The sequence below is a fragment of the Proteus sp. PR00224 genome (assembly GCF_016238105.1).
Classification (GTDB): Bacteria; Pseudomonadota; Gammaproteobacteria; order Enterobacterales; family Enterobacteriaceae; genus Proteus.
Genome location: NZ_JAEHQU010000009.1, coordinates 93,106 through 106,295, shown reverse-complemented (window position 1 = coordinate 106,295; position 13,190 = coordinate 93,106). Strand labels below are relative to the sequence as shown.

The window sequence follows — 13,190 nt, the reverse complement described above, 5'->3', positions numbered from 1 at the left end:
AGACAAGATTTAAATTTATCGAACAGGGATGTTTGATGCAGATTTGGAGGCGTAAAGATGGAGACGGCGGCAGAAACAAGAGGTCGGATATTTAATATCCAGAAATACTCTATTTATGACGGTGATGGTATTCGTACTCTCGTTTTTTTAAAAGGCTGTAATATCCGCTGCCCTTGGTGTTCAAATCCAGAAGGTCTTAGCAGTGAATTTCAAGTGATGTACTCTCGCGACAAATGTGTAGATTGCGGTAAATGCGTTGATGTTTGTCCGGCGGGTGTGCATTACATGACAACCAATGAAAGTGGTAAACAAGTTCATCGTGTTGATCGCGCTGTTGATTGTATTGGTTGTCGCAAATGTGAAGAAGTGTGTATCTCTGATGCGCTTGATATTATGGGAAAAGATGTTTCCGTTTCTGAGTTAATGAAAATCATCATGCAAGATTATGACTTTTACATCTCTTCAGGAGGTGGTGTCACAATCGGTGGCGGTGAAATGAGTTTACAAACTGATTTTGCGGTTGCGCTTTTACGAGAATGTAAAAAGATGATGATCAATACCGCCGTGGAAACACAAGCAACCACTAATGTGGCGAATTATGAAAAATTAGCGGAAGTTGTTGATCAATTTCTTATTGATATCAAACACATTGATACCACTCAGCATAAAGCGTTGTTTGGCATTGGTAATGAGAATGTCCGCCGTAATCTAGAGCGTTTAATGGATCTTGGTGCAAATGTGGTTGTCCGTATGCCTTTAGTGCGAGGTTATAACGACTCTTATGATGCGATCACTGGCGCGATTAACTATGCAATGGAACTTTCAAAACGCGGTAATCTTCAGCGCATCGATATTCTCCCTTATCACCAATTTGGACGTAATAAATACGAAAAATTGGAAATGATTTACCCAATGAAAACTGATCCCAGTTATACGCCTGAAGAGCTTGACAGCTTAGAAGCCTTCTTTAAGAAATTTGATTTCGATATCCGTCTTGTCCGCCACTAAGTAGGAGAGAAAGATGAACAGTTTAGGTGTGATTGAAACACGAGGGTTGACTGCAGCCATTCAGGCAGCTGATGCCGCTTGTAAAGCAGCAAACGTGGAAATTATCGGGTACCGAAAAGTGGGTTCTGGGTTGGTATCAGTCTGTTTTCAAGGTGAGATCAGTGCTGTTAAAACAGCGATTGATCATGGTGTTGATGTCGTGAGCCAAAAAGAGTTGGTTATCGGATCATTGGTGATCGCAAGACCAGAGCTAAGTGTTATTACTAAATTACTGACAGTAAAAAGTAAGAAAAAAGCGCCCGCCGTTGCTGAAATAACGCAAGAGACTGCTCTTGAAACAGTCGTTGAAACAATTGCTGAAAAAATAGCTGAAACAAGAGTTGAAGCCCCTGTTAAAAACGAAGTTGAAAACCCTGAAGCTACAAAAGCAGTTGCAGATTTACAGGTTCAAAAGATTGCCTCTGAAACTAAGGCCGCTACAGATAAAGCTCAAAGCAGTAAAAAAGAGATCAAACCAGAAAGCCGCAAAGGTAAAAAATAATGATTAATCAACAACTCATGGGAAAAATTCTCTCTCGCTTACCCGCACATGGCGTAATGTTGGGAGAGACGCAAGGAATGGCTATCCCTGTTGGTATTTCTAATCGTCATGTGCATCTTTCACAGCAAGATGTTGAAGTCTTATTTGGCAAAGGTTATCAACTCACCCCGTTTAAAGATCTTAAACAACCGGGTCAGTTTGCAGCAAAAGAGTGTGTGATTGTTGTGGGATCTAAAGGCTCGATCAGTAAAGTTCGTGTTTTAGGGCCAGTTCGTCCCCAAAGCCAATTAGAAATTTCAAAAGCTGACTGTTTTGCATTAGGTGTAAAAGCGCCAGTACGTGAATCGGGTGATTTAGCCGGTTCTGGCAATGCTGTTTTAATGGGACCTGCGGGTCATGTTGAATTAAAAGAGCAAGTGATTTGTGCTCAACGCCATATTCATATGAGTGAAATTGACGCCAGAATGTTAAACGTCACTAATGGTCAAAAAGTGCATGTCAAAACAGAAGGCGAGCGTAGCCTGATTTTTGATGAGGTCGTTGTTCGAGTTAGTGAGAAATTTTCTTTGGAATTTCATATAGATACTGATGAGGCGAATGCTGCAGGACTTCGTAACAACGATAGCGTATTTATTGTCAGCTAAGGCAATGAGGTGACGTAATGGACAATCAGTTAATTGAAAGGATAGTCGCTGAAATAGAAAAAAGAATGAAAAAGTCAGTGTTGTTAGCGCTTACACCTGCACCGGGATACCAAGATGAAATCTGTCAGCGTATCAACACGTTTTCTCATATCCGATTTTCTCTTTTTGTTACAACACAGGCACAAGTCAGTCATGATTTGTCGAAATGGCGTCATCTAGGAGAAATGCATAACGCGAGTGAGTTCGATTGCCAGCAGTTATCGACTTATCACGCACTGTTTGTTCCTTATTTTGATAAAAAGCTGGTGGGTGAAATTATTAATGGGCTATTTATCAGTGAAGAAGGGAAGTTAATTCATTCTGCACTCGCTCAAAATATTCCTGTTATCGCATTACCTTATTTTTGCCAACCAGAAAGTGAATTAAATGAGATTTTAGGTTTAAATAAAAATAAAGAGTACAACCTGCTTATTCAGGAAAATATTAGTCGATTAAAATCAATGGGTATTATTTTTCATCCTATAAATGATGTTGAAGCTAATTTAATAAACCATGATATTAACCATCAAGCTAAACCTGAATATAAACCTGAAATTAAACAAGAGAATAATAATCGCTATATTACTTTAAATGAAGTAATGAATAAACCTGGAGAATATCATTTATCGAAAGATAAATTGACGGATTCTGCTATTGAATATTTAAAAAGTTTGAAAAATTAATCTTAAATTATATCTGATAACTCAGGAGTCTTATTATGTCACCAAAAGCTAAATCATGGCTTTGGATGCTGGCGGTTATTATTTCAGAAACCTCAGCAACCTCTACCTTAAAAATGTTTGATAATAGTGAAGGTACAACTAAAACATTATTATTAGGCTTAATTGTTGTTCTTTATGTTATTTGTTATTACTCGTTATCGCGTGCAGTAAAAAATATTCCAGTTGGTTTAGCTTATGCGACGTGGTCTGGTACTGGTATTTTAGTAGTTTCTTCTTTAGGTATGTTATTTTATGGTCAACATCCTGATACTGCGGCAATAATAGGTATGGCAGTGATTGCCAGTGGTATTGTGATTATGAATCTCTTCTCCAAAATGGGATCAGAAGAAGAGGAAGAAGAGACAACTGAAACTCCTAATATTAAACAGGCAGCATCGCCAGTTAATAAATAAATCTATTTCTTAATAAATCTAATTTTTAATAAGACTTATCTTTGATAAATAAGAGTTTTGTTAAAATAAATAAGGATAACAATTATGTTTACCGGATTCTTATGGCTGGCGCTGTCTATCGGTTCTGAAATCACCGGCACGTCGATGATCAAAAAGACCAATGGCTTTAGTAAATTAGCTCCTTCTGTTTTAGTGATTGCTGCTTACTGTATTTGTTATTTCGCTTTAACGCGTGCAATGGGATATATTCCTGTTGGTGTAGCGTATTCACTATGGTGTGGGTTTGGTATTGTGGGGGTGACTTTAGTTGCCATGATTCTATATAAACAAAAACCAGACTTACCCGCTATATTTTCAATGGCATTAATTATCTCTGGCGGGATAATTATGAATACATTCTCTACGATGTAAGCTAACTTTATAAATTAGATAGTGATTTTACCTTTTTAACTTAAATGCCGATATGTGATTAAACTGTATCGGTATTTTAATTTGTTTTTTATAAATTTTATAAAGGTGTTTTTTTTATATATCAAATCGTTCTCTAATAAGATAATACAGTTTTATATTTAAGGGCATAGATATGATATTATCACCAGTTAATTCAATAAGTGTACCTATTACAAATTCATTAGGATCAAGTGGAGAGGTAAAAAATAGTACTCGTGACAATATAATAAGTATTAAAAATAGCCATAATGAAATTAAGCCAATACTGTTTCCTAAACCACCAGCAGGTTCATCAATATATAAATTATCAAATACGATTTATAGTCTTCCTACTGACTTGTCACCTAAAACACGAATAGTAAATAATAGCTTACGTTCTAGACGACAAATTAATAATGCAGATATATCAAATTTTAATTTCACTCAATCTAATAAAGAAGTAAATTTGCGTAATGTGAGAGATAATTTTTTAGTTTCGGTTAAAAAATGCACTGGTACAGATAAGTATAATGAAAAAGCTGAACAGTTATTTAATAACTTAAATGGTTTAAAATATAGTTCCGCTGATTATCAATCGGTTGAAAATTCTAGATACAGTAAGCAATTAATGTATCGTACAGATACTTTAATAAAATCAGGCAATGTATCATTGCCAGCGAATAATGTTAGTTCTTATAATTCTTCTAATATAACTATTGCATCCCAATATCCTTTGAATAGTAAAGAGAGTTTAAATCATTATTTCAATATGTTATTTAATAACAATATAGATACAGTTTATGTTTTAGCATCGAATGATGATATCAAAAAAGATCTCTCAAAACTGGGTGGTGAATATAATAAAAGTGATTTTGAAAAAGAAGGTTTTAAATATTTTAGAGAAGATTTGGATTTAGATAATATAAATTCTCGCCCCATTGAAAAGTGGGATTTCAATAAGTTTAAAATAAAAGATAAAAATGGAATAGTTAAAGTTGTAGAAAATAAAAATGGAGAAAATGAATTTTCAGGAAATAAAAGATATTTAAATTGCAAAACATATACTAATTTAGTGACTAAAGAAAACAGTAATGAAAAGAGAATAATAAACTTTGTCCATATTTATGATTGGGCTGATCATACAGGAATAGATGCGACAAAATTAAAAAATACAATTAATGTTATTGGCGATAAATTAAAAATAAACCCAACAAAAGAAAATATAGCGGTTCATTGCCTTGCTGGATTAGGAAGAACAGGGGAATTTATTGCTTTAATGGATATGATGAAAGCAGAACAATCTGGGAATAAAGAAGGAAAAAGTTTAGAAAGTATTATCTCTGATTTAAGAGAAAAACGCAGTGTCCGAGCGCTTTATCAGCCTGAGCAAATTGCTGAACTTTTGAAATATGCAATAAATAATAATATACCGCTACTTAATGATGATATTAAAATAAAACAACATTTGTTTAAATAGCTATAAACAATCCCCATTGCATTCACAATGGGGATTATTTTTACGACATGACTACGACATATGACTTCTTGTTATTATTGAGATTTACAACTCACTCACTTGCTGTAACTGTTTTTGACGTTCTGTTTGGGCGCTGATTTGATGGTTTCGCGCTAAAAAGCTGTACATTGTTGGCAATACAAACAAGGTAAACAATGTGCCAACTAACATTCCTGAGACGATAATTAGTCCTAATCCATAGCGGCTATTTGCCCCAGCACCACTAGCGAATAACAGTGGGATAAGCCCAATCACCATTGCCGCCGTGGTCATTAACACAGGGCGTAAGCGGATTTTTGCTGCTTCAATAATCGCATCACGTCGGTTTAGGTTTTTATGAACTTGCAATTCATTAGCAAATTCCACCATTAGAATGCCGTGCTTACTGATAAGTCCAATCAGGGTGACTAAACCAATTTGAGTGTAGATATTTAATGTCACTATACCTAAAGCTAATGGCACTAATGCACCACAAATCGATAACGGAACCGTAATCAAAATAATCAATGGATCAACCAAGCTTTCATACTGTGCGGCTAACACTAAATAGATAATGATAAGCGCCGCAATAAAAGCGAAGACTAAGGTATTTCCTTCTTGGGTAAATTGGCGAGAATCAGATTGCCAGTCATGGCTAAAGCCCGCAGGTAATGAATCTGCTACGTTTTCTAAAAAGGCGACTGCTTGCCCCATTGTGATACCCGGTGCGGGGATCGCTTGGAAAATTGCTGCATTTTGTTGATTAAATTGCGTGAGCTTATTAGGCTCAACTTGTGTCGTAATATTTACCACTGTCGATAATGGAATTAACACATTATCTTGAGTACGAATATAGTGCCCAGCAAGTGCTGCTGGCGTTAAACGTTGGTGACGTACACTTTGCGGGATCACATCATAAGATCGACCATCCATACCAAAGCGGTTGATATAATGTTCACCGACTAACAGAGACAGTGATTCACCAATATCCTGCATACGAATACCTAAACTATTGGCTTTTGCTCTATCTATTGCAACTTGAACGACAGGGTTGTTGTAATCTAAATCGCTATCTACCACGACAAACAGACCGCTTTCTCTGGCTTGTTGTTTGATTTGTTCCATTGTTTCAAATAAAACGGGATAACCTAATGGGCTGCGTAATACCATTTGCACAGGTAATCCCCCCACCGAACCGGGCAAAGAAGCTAATTGGAAAGCAAAAATACTGGTTCCTTCAATATGACTTACGCGGTTTTGCAAGTCAGCTTGGATTTGATCTGCATTGCGGTCACGTAAATCCCAACCATCAAAGTTGATCCCACCAAAGCTTGCCGAAGGGCCATCTGTGCCATTAATTATCCATGTGCTATCTGTTTCAGGCAGACTCATATAAATTTCATCAAGCTTCTGATTAAAACGTTCTGCATAGGCTAAATTTGCATGTTGTGGTGCTTTTACGGCGGTTAAGACGCTCGCCTGATCTTCTGAAGGCGCTAATTCTTGTTTTGTCTGGCTATATAAAAACGGCAAGCTGACAAATACGGCTAAGGCGAAAACGAGGGTTAACCAGCGGTTAGCTAAAGAAAAATTGAGTACGTAACCATAATAATGAGCCAATTTATCAAAGACATACTCGGCAATTTTTGCCATTTTGCCTTCATTTTCTTTTGGTTTTAACATTAATGAGCTCATCACGGGTGATAAGGTTAATGCCACAATACCGGATACAATCACACTACCTGCCAGTGTTATCGCAAATTCTTTAAATAGTGCGCCAGTCAAACCTGCCATTAAACCAATAGGCGCATAAACTGCGGCTAATGTAATGGTCATTGCAATAACAGGGCCTGCAACTTCTCTTGCACCCACTAGTGCCGCTTGAACCGGTGATAGTCCTTCTTCAATATGGCGATGCACATTTTCAACAACCACTATCGCATCATCCACGACTAACCCAATGGCTAAAACCATTGCCAATAAAGTCAGTAAGTTAATGCTAAAGCCAAAGGCAAGCATTAATCCTGCTGCACCCAGCATAGATAACGGAATGGCAAGTACAGGAATAAGAACAGAGCGAAATGAGCCCAAACAGAGATAAATAACAGCAATAACAATTAAAATTGCTTCAATTAATGTTTGTACTACTTGGTCAATAGAGGCTTTGATAAAACGTGAAGTTTCAAAAGCAAGCTCCACTTCAACACTTGGAGGTAAGGTTTTTTCAATATCAGCGAGATTTTCACGAATACCATCAACAATAACGAGAGGGTTGCCTGTTGGTGTGGGAAATAGACCTAAAAATACCGCTTTTTTGCTATTCATAATACCACTGGTTTCGGTGGTCGCCGCACCAAGCTCCACTGTGCCAATATCACGTAAACGCACCAGACTATTGCCATCATTACTAATCACCATATCTTTAAATTCTTCGACATTAGTGAGATCAGTATTGACATAAACGTTGGCAATCACAAACTCACCCTCGACTTTACCCGCAGCGGCTTGATAGTTATTACGACGAACAGCCTCTGCCACATCGCTGGCTGTTAAATTGCGTCCTGCTAGTCGATCAGCATCTAACCATAAGCGCATTGCCAGTTGTTGACCGCCAAATACTTGAACTTTAGCCACACCATTAATAGATGAAAAGATGGGTTCAACAACACGAGAAAGATAGTCGGTTAGTTCAGGAATAGAAAGCTGTTCACTAGAAAAACCAACATATGCAACGGCTGTTGATTCACCAGATGAAAGCTCGATAACGGGATCATAAGCTTGCTCAGGTAGCTTATAGCGCACTTGATTCACCTTTGCCATCACTTGCGTTAAAGCTTGAGTAGGGTCACGGTTTAGCTCCATTCTCACCGTGACTAAGCTTTTCCCTTGTACCGAAGAAGATGAAATATAATCCACGCCCTCAACAGAGGAAACGGCTTGTGTGATCGGTTGTGTCACAAATCCTTGCATTAATTCAGATGAAGCGCCGGGATAATCCGTTGCTATCGTGATCGTTGAATTTTGCAACATCGGATATTGGCGAATGGGCAATTTACTGAACGCAAATGCGCCCAGTAAAAAAATCAGCGTGCTAACAACTAACGCCAAAACAGGGCGCCGAACAAAAATATCGGTAAATTTCATTATTAGCTCCCGTTATGGTTTTGTTGTTGCTGATTGAGCCAACGCCAATGTATCTTGCTCAATGGGTTCAATTGCTATCCCATCACTTAATTTAATTTGGCCTGATGAAACAATTTGATCTCCAAGGGCTAAACCCTCTTTTATTTCAATCATGCCGTTGTAGCGCAATCCAACTTTCACAGAGACACGCTTAGCGATAAGGTTTTTTTGATTGTCAGATTGCGCTACAAACACGGTATCTCCATAAGCAGTATAAGTAACTGCCGTTTCTGGTACGGTTAATACCATAGGACTATCAGGAGAAGTAACTTGAACACGAGCAAACATGCCCGCTTTTAATTTATTGTCAGTATTCGGTAAAACAGCCTGTATTTGCACTGTACGAGAAGGGCTAATAAGAGGATCAATCGCATTTATTGAACCCGTAAAAATAATATCTGGGTAAGCATCGACTTCGATATTGATTGGCTGTTTGGTTGAAATTTTCGGTGCAGCTTGTTCATCAAGGGAGAAATTGAGCTTTAAATGGCTTGCATCAACGAGTGAGGCAACACGTTCACCCGCATTAAGATATTGCCCTTCATGGACAAGTTTTATTCCAACAATACCGTCAAAGGGCGCTTTAATTGCTTTTTGTGCAATCCGCGCTTTCACTTCACGAATGGAGGCCACAATCATATCGCGTTCTGATAACGTGCTATCTAATTGCGCTGTTGCCACCATATTTTTACTATAAAGCTGTCTGGTTCGAGAATAGAGTTTTTCTGCGTTGGTTAATTGCGCTTGTAAACGTAATAACTCGGCTTGTTCAGGTTCATCATTTAATTTCGCTAAAACTTGACCCGCTTTAACAGTTTGCCCCGACTCAAAATTAATCACAGCAATTCGACCATTGGTTTCAGCAGCTAAATAAACTTGGCGCGCAGCTTCTAATTCTCCAACCCCTTGCATATTGTTGGGTAATTTTGATGATTGTACGGTTGCTAATGCCACTTTTGTTGGAGGGTAAGCAAATTGCTGCGTTTCCTCATCATTTGATGAAGTTGTCGCGTAGACCATCGCACCTGCACTGAGCAAAAAAAGCGAGGCACAGACGGTAAAAGTGAGTTTTTTATTCATATTATTGCCTATCCCATGATGAGCATTTTTCTATTTTTATTGATTGAATTGTTGCCACAGTGCTTTGAAATAACGGTTATTTGCCGTTGCTATAAATCATTTCTCAACGATCTTAAACATAGAAGTCAGTATTCCACTGGCTTGACTTAATTTGAGGAGAGGACTATAAAACCTCAAGTTAAGTTGAGGTCAAGAGGAAAAGTTAAAAATGAAAAAAGAAAAAATAGATTTCAATAGAGCACTTACTGTTGGTGAGGTAGCAAAACGAAGTGGTGTTGCAATTTCAACGTTACATTTTTATGAAGAAAAAGGATTGATAGAAAGCTATCGAAGCGCAGGTAATCAACGCCGTTACCCTCCAGTTGTATTGCGTTATGTGGCAATTATCAAAGCGGCGCAGAGTACAGGTATTCCACTAAAAGAAATTCAGGAAATACTAGGAAAATATCCACCAAATAGTAAATTGACCGCAGAACAATGGCACGAAATATCAACGGATTGGAAAGTGCGATTAGATGAAAGAATTCACCGCCTTAAGCGACTACGTAACGGACTTGATCACTGTATTGGCTGTGGTTGTTTATCGCTAAGTGATTGCCCATTACGTAATCCAGATGACATTTTAGGTGAGAAAGGTGCAGGAGCTCAGATCCTATAATTAACGTTAAAATGAAAACGAAGCGCTATCAGGTTTAAAGAAGCTATCATAATCGTCTTGGTTATCGTTCATTCCTAATAAGTCGAGTGTAAATTGGTGATAAAAACCTTGGTAAGAAAGAAGTGAAATTAACGCCTGATTAATGACCTCTTTATTATCACTATTTTCTAATTCACTTTCTTGGTGAGCATACATTAATAGCGCAACTTGACGTTTTTCTTTTAAGGTTTGATTGCCTTCATTTTTAACATCAAATTGATTTAATAACGCTAAGATATCTTTGACTGTATTCACGTTGGCCGTTTTTAAATTTTGGTAAAAAGTAGGATTTAGTGTCGCCATTAAAGGATCTAATTCCTTATTTACGATACTTTTTGATGCAGGAAAATGAGGCTGTGGTTCATATAAAGTCTGTGTTTTCAAAGCATCAATCTTCATTATTGCCCCCACTGGATGTTTCTATTTGAGGATGCATATCATCCGATATATCAAACGTATTAATAAATTTCAGCAGAGCCTCTTTAATTTCTTGAGTAAATGTTGCTTGATAAGATTCAGAAAAAGGTTGGTGAAATTGTGCTTTTAAATCATTGAGTAACAGTGCAGGATCAAAAAAAGTCACTTGATCACCAGCATGAATAGCAATGACCTTGTTGTCATGAGATACCAATTCAATATTGATATTATTGAGTTCTTTCTCAAGATATGGACGTAGCGTTGCAGGAATATCTAGCGTAATTTTTTTCTCTGAAGGTGTTGCTGAAATTAAACGACGTGTGAGTTCAACTTGTATTTCTGGTGAGTCAAAAAATTGAGCAATAGTTGCGGTTATTTGCTCTCTTTGTTGAAATTCATAGTGTGCCAGTTGCTCTTGATATTGAATTGAGAATTTTAATATATCCCCTAATAATGCTTGTAATCCTTTACTATAAGCTTGGTTTGCTATCTCCTTATTATGCGCATCTAATTTATCATTAAAATCTCGGAGCATTTTTTTTGTCGCGTGTTTGGCCGCTAATCCAGCTTTATAAATATTATCAAGCTGTCGAACATAGCGAGCCCGTATTAATACACCTTCACGAGTGTATGTTAAAAGATCTTTAGACAGCGAGCGCAGCATAATCTAATACCAAAAGAAAAAGTGAACGGGATAAAAAGAGTGACTGAGGAAGTTCAACCAGTGATGATTGTGGTGCAAAAAGCAATGTAAAACGTTGAGCCAGTGCGGTTGAAATTGACTGAATAAAATCAAGCAGTAATTGATAACCAACACTAATTGGATCACTCACTTTAAGTGAAAGCACACTATTTTTATTTCCGTTTAAAACAGGATAAAGAGATAAGAATGCTTTTAATGGTGGATCTAAACGATAGTAATTTCCCGATAATAAAAGTGTTTCTCGAGAATAAAAATAGCCTAAGAATAAAGCACAACGAGGAAGTAATGCCCAATGGGTAAAAATCTTGTCTACGATAATATCAATGTCACAATCTAGTTGATTAATAAGTTGATATCGTTGAATTAATTGGCGATTGGCTAATTTTTGCCATATCGCACTTTCTTCTTTTGAGGCTAATACAGAATAATTAGCATGAATATAACTAAGGGGTTCATACATTACCTTAGATATCGTTTCAAATTGTTCAGGAGTTAGATTCATTATCACTCTCTATCTTCTGTATTTTTTTACGTCGATACATTACTAATGCAATCACAATGACAGCGGCAATAATCACTAATAATAAGCTGGGGAATAACCAAGAGCTAAAAGATGAATTAGGATCATCTTGATGTAATTGGTTGTTTATTAACGTGAATTTATTGATGTTTCGTGGATATAGCAAAACGGTAATATTATTCTCATCCATATCGCTAAAAGCATTATGAATGAAAGCACGAACATCTTCGCTTAATTGGTCATTATCTAGCATACCCTCTTCATAAAAAACTAAAGCTGAAGAATGAGGTGTTGGAATAACACGTTCTGTGGGGGATATTGGATAACTCACATGTACCCTAGCATCAATAACATGGTCAATTGTAAGTAATGATTGTTCTAATCGCTGCTCAATAGCTGAAATTAAACGGGCTTTTTCTGCTTGAGGCGACGATACCAATGCGTCTGATGGAAATAATTGAGTAACCTCAATACGGGAGAGTGTGGGTAATTGATATTCTTCTAAGATCTGAATAGCAATTCCCATATCTTCTTTTTTGACCGAAACATCAAATAACCCTTTTCCTAATGCTTTACGAGTACTGGTTATTTGGTGTTTTTGTAAAACAGCTTGAATTTCCGTTGCCTGTCTTTGATCCAAATTAGTGAGTAGAGATTGATCTTTACAGCCACTTAATAATGGAAACAGGCAACATAATAATGCCAAAAACAAATATCGCATTTTCATTACTATTGTGCCTTGAGTAATGTTTCAACAATATTCAGTGATTTTCTGGCTAACGTGCTCGCTAAATTCATTGTAATTGTATAGTCATTAAGTGTTGTTTGTAGTTGTGTGTAACTTTGAACATCACTTAATTGGCTTAATGTTGTTAGCTTTTCTTGGATCTGTTTTTCATATTGAAAACCACTTGTGATGCTGTTTACCATTATTGAGGATAAATTATCATCACTTGTGCTTTTATCGTTTGGTAATGTAGCCAAATGAACAGGAACAACTGGGGTAATCGCCATATACAGCCTCCATTAAATAAAAACTAACGCATATTCCCAATAATGCTCATTGCCAAATCTTTCACAACTTTAATCGACGTTGATTCTGCATTACGCGTAATATTATATTCAGCAAGCTTTGCTTGGTAATCGGCTAAGGCCGCAGCATTTGATGTGTCTGTTTTTAATGCATTTAATGCAATTTTTAATGCCTCACTTTGTTTTTGTACAGGCTCTTGAAAATAACTATCAACTTGGTTAATAGTGCTGACATCATCGGCAACAGAATAAGCTGGCATAATAGTA

16 protein-coding genes are annotated in these 13,190 nt (G+C 37.0%); 8 read left to right on the top strand and 8 right to left on the bottom strand.

The annotated features are described in order from the left end of the window. Nucleotides 1-57 precede the first annotated feature (57 nt). From cutD to JEP71_RS14815, 7 genes are all read left to right on the top strand, one after another. Nucleotides 58-1,008, top strand: coding sequence for a choline TMA-lyase-activating enzyme (gene cutD, locus JEP71_RS14845; protein ID WP_198620595.1), 951 nt, complete (start codon nucleotides 58-60; stop codon nucleotides 1,006-1,008). A gap of 13 nt (nucleotides 1,009-1,021) precedes the next feature. Next, nucleotides 1,022-1,549, top strand: coding sequence for a BMC domain-containing protein (locus tag JEP71_RS14840; RefSeq protein ID WP_198626485.1), 528 nt, complete (start codon nucleotides 1,022-1,024; stop codon nucleotides 1,547-1,549). Next, nucleotides 1,549-2,193, top strand: coding sequence for a phosphate propanoyltransferase (locus tag JEP71_RS14835; RefSeq protein WP_198626484.1), 645 nt, complete (start codon nucleotides 1,549-1,551; stop codon nucleotides 2,191-2,193). Before JEP71_RS14840 ends, JEP71_RS14835 begins: the two co-directional genes overlap by 1 nt. 17 nt (nucleotides 2,194-2,210) lie before the next feature. Continuing rightward, nucleotides 2,211-2,915, top strand: coding sequence for a hypothetical protein (locus JEP71_RS14830; protein ID WP_198620592.1), 705 nt, complete (start codon nucleotides 2,211-2,213; stop codon nucleotides 2,913-2,915). Nucleotides 2,916-2,950: 35 nt separating this feature from the next. Continuing rightward, nucleotides 2,951-3,367, top strand: a complete 417-nt coding sequence (locus JEP71_RS14825) for a DMT family transporter (protein WP_198620591.1) — start codon at nucleotides 2,951-2,953, stop codon at nucleotides 3,365-3,367. A gap of 84 nt (nucleotides 3,368-3,451) precedes the next feature. After that, nucleotides 3,452-3,778, top strand: coding sequence for a DMT family transporter (locus JEP71_RS14820; RefSeq protein WP_004245856.1), 327 nt, complete (start codon nucleotides 3,452-3,454; stop codon nucleotides 3,776-3,778). Between the two features lie 172 nt (nucleotides 3,779-3,950). Beyond that, on the top strand, nucleotides 3,951-5,273 hold the full coding sequence (locus JEP71_RS14815; protein WP_198626483.1) for a protein-tyrosine phosphatase family protein: 1,323 nt from the start codon (nucleotides 3,951-3,953) through the stop codon (nucleotides 5,271-5,273). Between the two features lie 84 nt (nucleotides 5,274-5,357). On the opposite strand, the gene JEP71_RS14810 is transcribed toward JEP71_RS14815, so the two are convergent. Next, the gene (locus JEP71_RS14810) at nucleotides 5,358-8,435 is read right to left on the bottom strand and encodes a MexW/MexI family multidrug efflux RND transporter permease subunit (protein WP_198626482.1); all 3,078 of its coding nucleotides are present in this window, start codon (nucleotides 8,433-8,435) and stop codon (nucleotides 5,358-5,360) included. Nucleotides 8,436-8,447: 12 nt separating this feature from the next. After that, a complete protein-coding gene (locus JEP71_RS14805; RefSeq protein WP_198626481.1) occupies nucleotides 8,448-9,554 on the bottom strand; it encodes an efflux RND transporter periplasmic adaptor subunit in 1,107 nt (368 codons plus the stop codon). Nucleotides 9,555-9,762: 208 nt separating this feature from the next. On the opposite strand from JEP71_RS14805, the gene soxR reads away from it, so the two are divergent. Then, nucleotides 9,763-10,212 (top strand): redox-sensitive transcriptional activator SoxR, encoded by a 450-nt coding sequence (gene soxR / locus JEP71_RS14800; protein WP_196532938.1) that lies wholly within the window; start codon nucleotides 9,763-9,765, stop codon nucleotides 10,210-10,212. Nucleotides 10,213-10,218: 6 nt separating this feature from the next. On the opposite strand, the gene JEP71_RS14795 is transcribed toward soxR, so the two are convergent. The 6 genes from JEP71_RS14795 to sctF are packed head-to-tail and all read right to left on the bottom strand — an operon-like array spanning nucleotide 10,219 to nucleotide 13,183. After that, a complete protein-coding gene (locus JEP71_RS14795; RefSeq protein ID WP_198620588.1) occupies nucleotides 10,219-10,650 on the bottom strand; it encodes a hypothetical protein in 432 nt (143 codons plus the stop codon). Beyond that, nucleotides 10,640-11,332, bottom strand: coding sequence for a MoaD/ThiS family protein (locus tag JEP71_RS14790; RefSeq protein ID WP_198626480.1), 693 nt, complete (start codon nucleotides 11,330-11,332; stop codon nucleotides 10,640-10,642). Before JEP71_RS14790 ends, JEP71_RS14795 begins: the two co-directional genes overlap by 11 nt. Beyond that, entirely contained in the window at nucleotides 11,313-11,873 is a 561-nt protein-coding gene (locus JEP71_RS14785; protein WP_232797641.1) for a type III secretion protein, read from the bottom strand. The genes JEP71_RS14790 and JEP71_RS14785 overlap by 20 nt, the downstream gene beginning before the upstream one ends. Continuing rightward, nucleotides 11,857-12,618: a type III secretion system inner membrane ring lipoprotein SctJ gene (sctJ, locus tag JEP71_RS14780; protein ID WP_198626479.1), complete on the bottom strand. Its 762-nt coding sequence runs from the start codon at nucleotides 12,616-12,618 to the stop codon at nucleotides 11,857-11,859. Before sctJ ends, JEP71_RS14785 begins: the two co-directional genes overlap by 17 nt. Before the next feature lie 2 nt (nucleotides 12,619-12,620). Beyond that, the gene (gene sctI / locus JEP71_RS14775; RefSeq protein WP_151436217.1) at nucleotides 12,621-12,905 is read right to left on the bottom strand and encodes a type III secretion system inner rod subunit SctI; all 285 of its coding nucleotides are present in this window, start codon (nucleotides 12,903-12,905) and stop codon (nucleotides 12,621-12,623) included. Nucleotides 12,906-12,928: 23 nt separating this feature from the next. Then, on the bottom strand, nucleotides 12,929-13,183 hold the full coding sequence (sctF, locus tag JEP71_RS14770) for a type III secretion system needle filament subunit SctF (RefSeq protein WP_198620585.1): 255 nt from the start codon (nucleotides 13,181-13,183) through the stop codon (nucleotides 12,929-12,931). Between the last annotated feature and the right edge of the window lie 7 nt (nucleotides 13,184-13,190).

Excerpts from the sequence above, each read along its gene's own strand:
- cutD (WP_198620595.1), top strand. The coding sequence starts at position 58 with ATGGAGACGGCGGCAGAAACAAGAGGTCGGATATTTAATATCCAGAAA.
- JEP71_RS14840 (WP_198626485.1), top strand. The coding sequence starts at position 1,022 with ATGAACAGTTTAGGTGTGATTGAAACACGAGGGTTGACTGCAGCCATT.
- JEP71_RS14835 (WP_198626484.1), top strand. The coding sequence starts at position 1,549 with ATGATTAATCAACAACTCATGGGAAAAATTCTCTCTCGCTTACCCGCA.
- JEP71_RS14830 (WP_198620592.1), top strand. The coding sequence starts at position 2,211 with ATGGACAATCAGTTAATTGAAAGGATAGTCGCTGAAATAGAAAAAAGA.
- JEP71_RS14825 (WP_198620591.1), top strand. The coding sequence starts at position 2,951 with ATGTCACCAAAAGCTAAATCATGGCTTTGGATGCTGGCGGTTATTATT.
- JEP71_RS14820 (WP_004245856.1), top strand. The coding sequence starts at position 3,452 with ATGTTTACCGGATTCTTATGGCTGGCGCTGTCTATCGGTTCTGAAATC.
- JEP71_RS14815 (WP_198626483.1), top strand. The coding sequence starts at position 3,951 with ATGATATTATCACCAGTTAATTCAATAAGTGTACCTATTACAAATTCA.
- JEP71_RS14810 (WP_198626482.1), bottom strand. The coding sequence starts at position 8,435 with ATGAAATTTACCGATATTTTTGTTCGGCGCCCTGTTTTGGCGTTAGTT.
- JEP71_RS14805 (WP_198626481.1), bottom strand. The coding sequence starts at position 9,554 with ATGAATAAAAAACTCACTTTTACCGTCTGTGCCTCGCTTTTTTTGCTC.
- soxR (WP_196532938.1), top strand. The coding sequence starts at position 9,763 with ATGAAAAAAGAAAAAATAGATTTCAATAGAGCACTTACTGTTGGTGAG.
- JEP71_RS14795 (WP_198620588.1), bottom strand. The coding sequence starts at position 10,650 with ATGAAGATTGATGCTTTGAAAACACAGACTTTATATGAACCACAGCCT.
- JEP71_RS14790 (WP_198626480.1), bottom strand. The coding sequence starts at position 11,332 with ATGCTGCGCTCGCTGTCTAAAGATCTTTTAACATACACTCGTGAAGGT.
- JEP71_RS14785 (WP_232797641.1), bottom strand. The coding sequence starts at position 11,873 with ATGAATCTAACTCCTGAACAATTTGAAACGATATCTAAGGTAATGTAT.
- sctJ (WP_198626479.1), bottom strand. The coding sequence starts at position 12,618 with ATGAAAATGCGATATTTGTTTTTGGCATTATTATGTTGCCTGTTTCCA.
- sctI (WP_151436217.1), bottom strand. The coding sequence starts at position 12,905 with ATGGCGATTACCCCAGTTGTTCCTGTTCATTTGGCTACATTACCAAAC.
- sctF (WP_198620585.1), bottom strand. The coding sequence starts at position 13,183 with ATGCCAGCTTATTCTGTTGCCGATGATGTCAGCACTATTAACCAAGTT.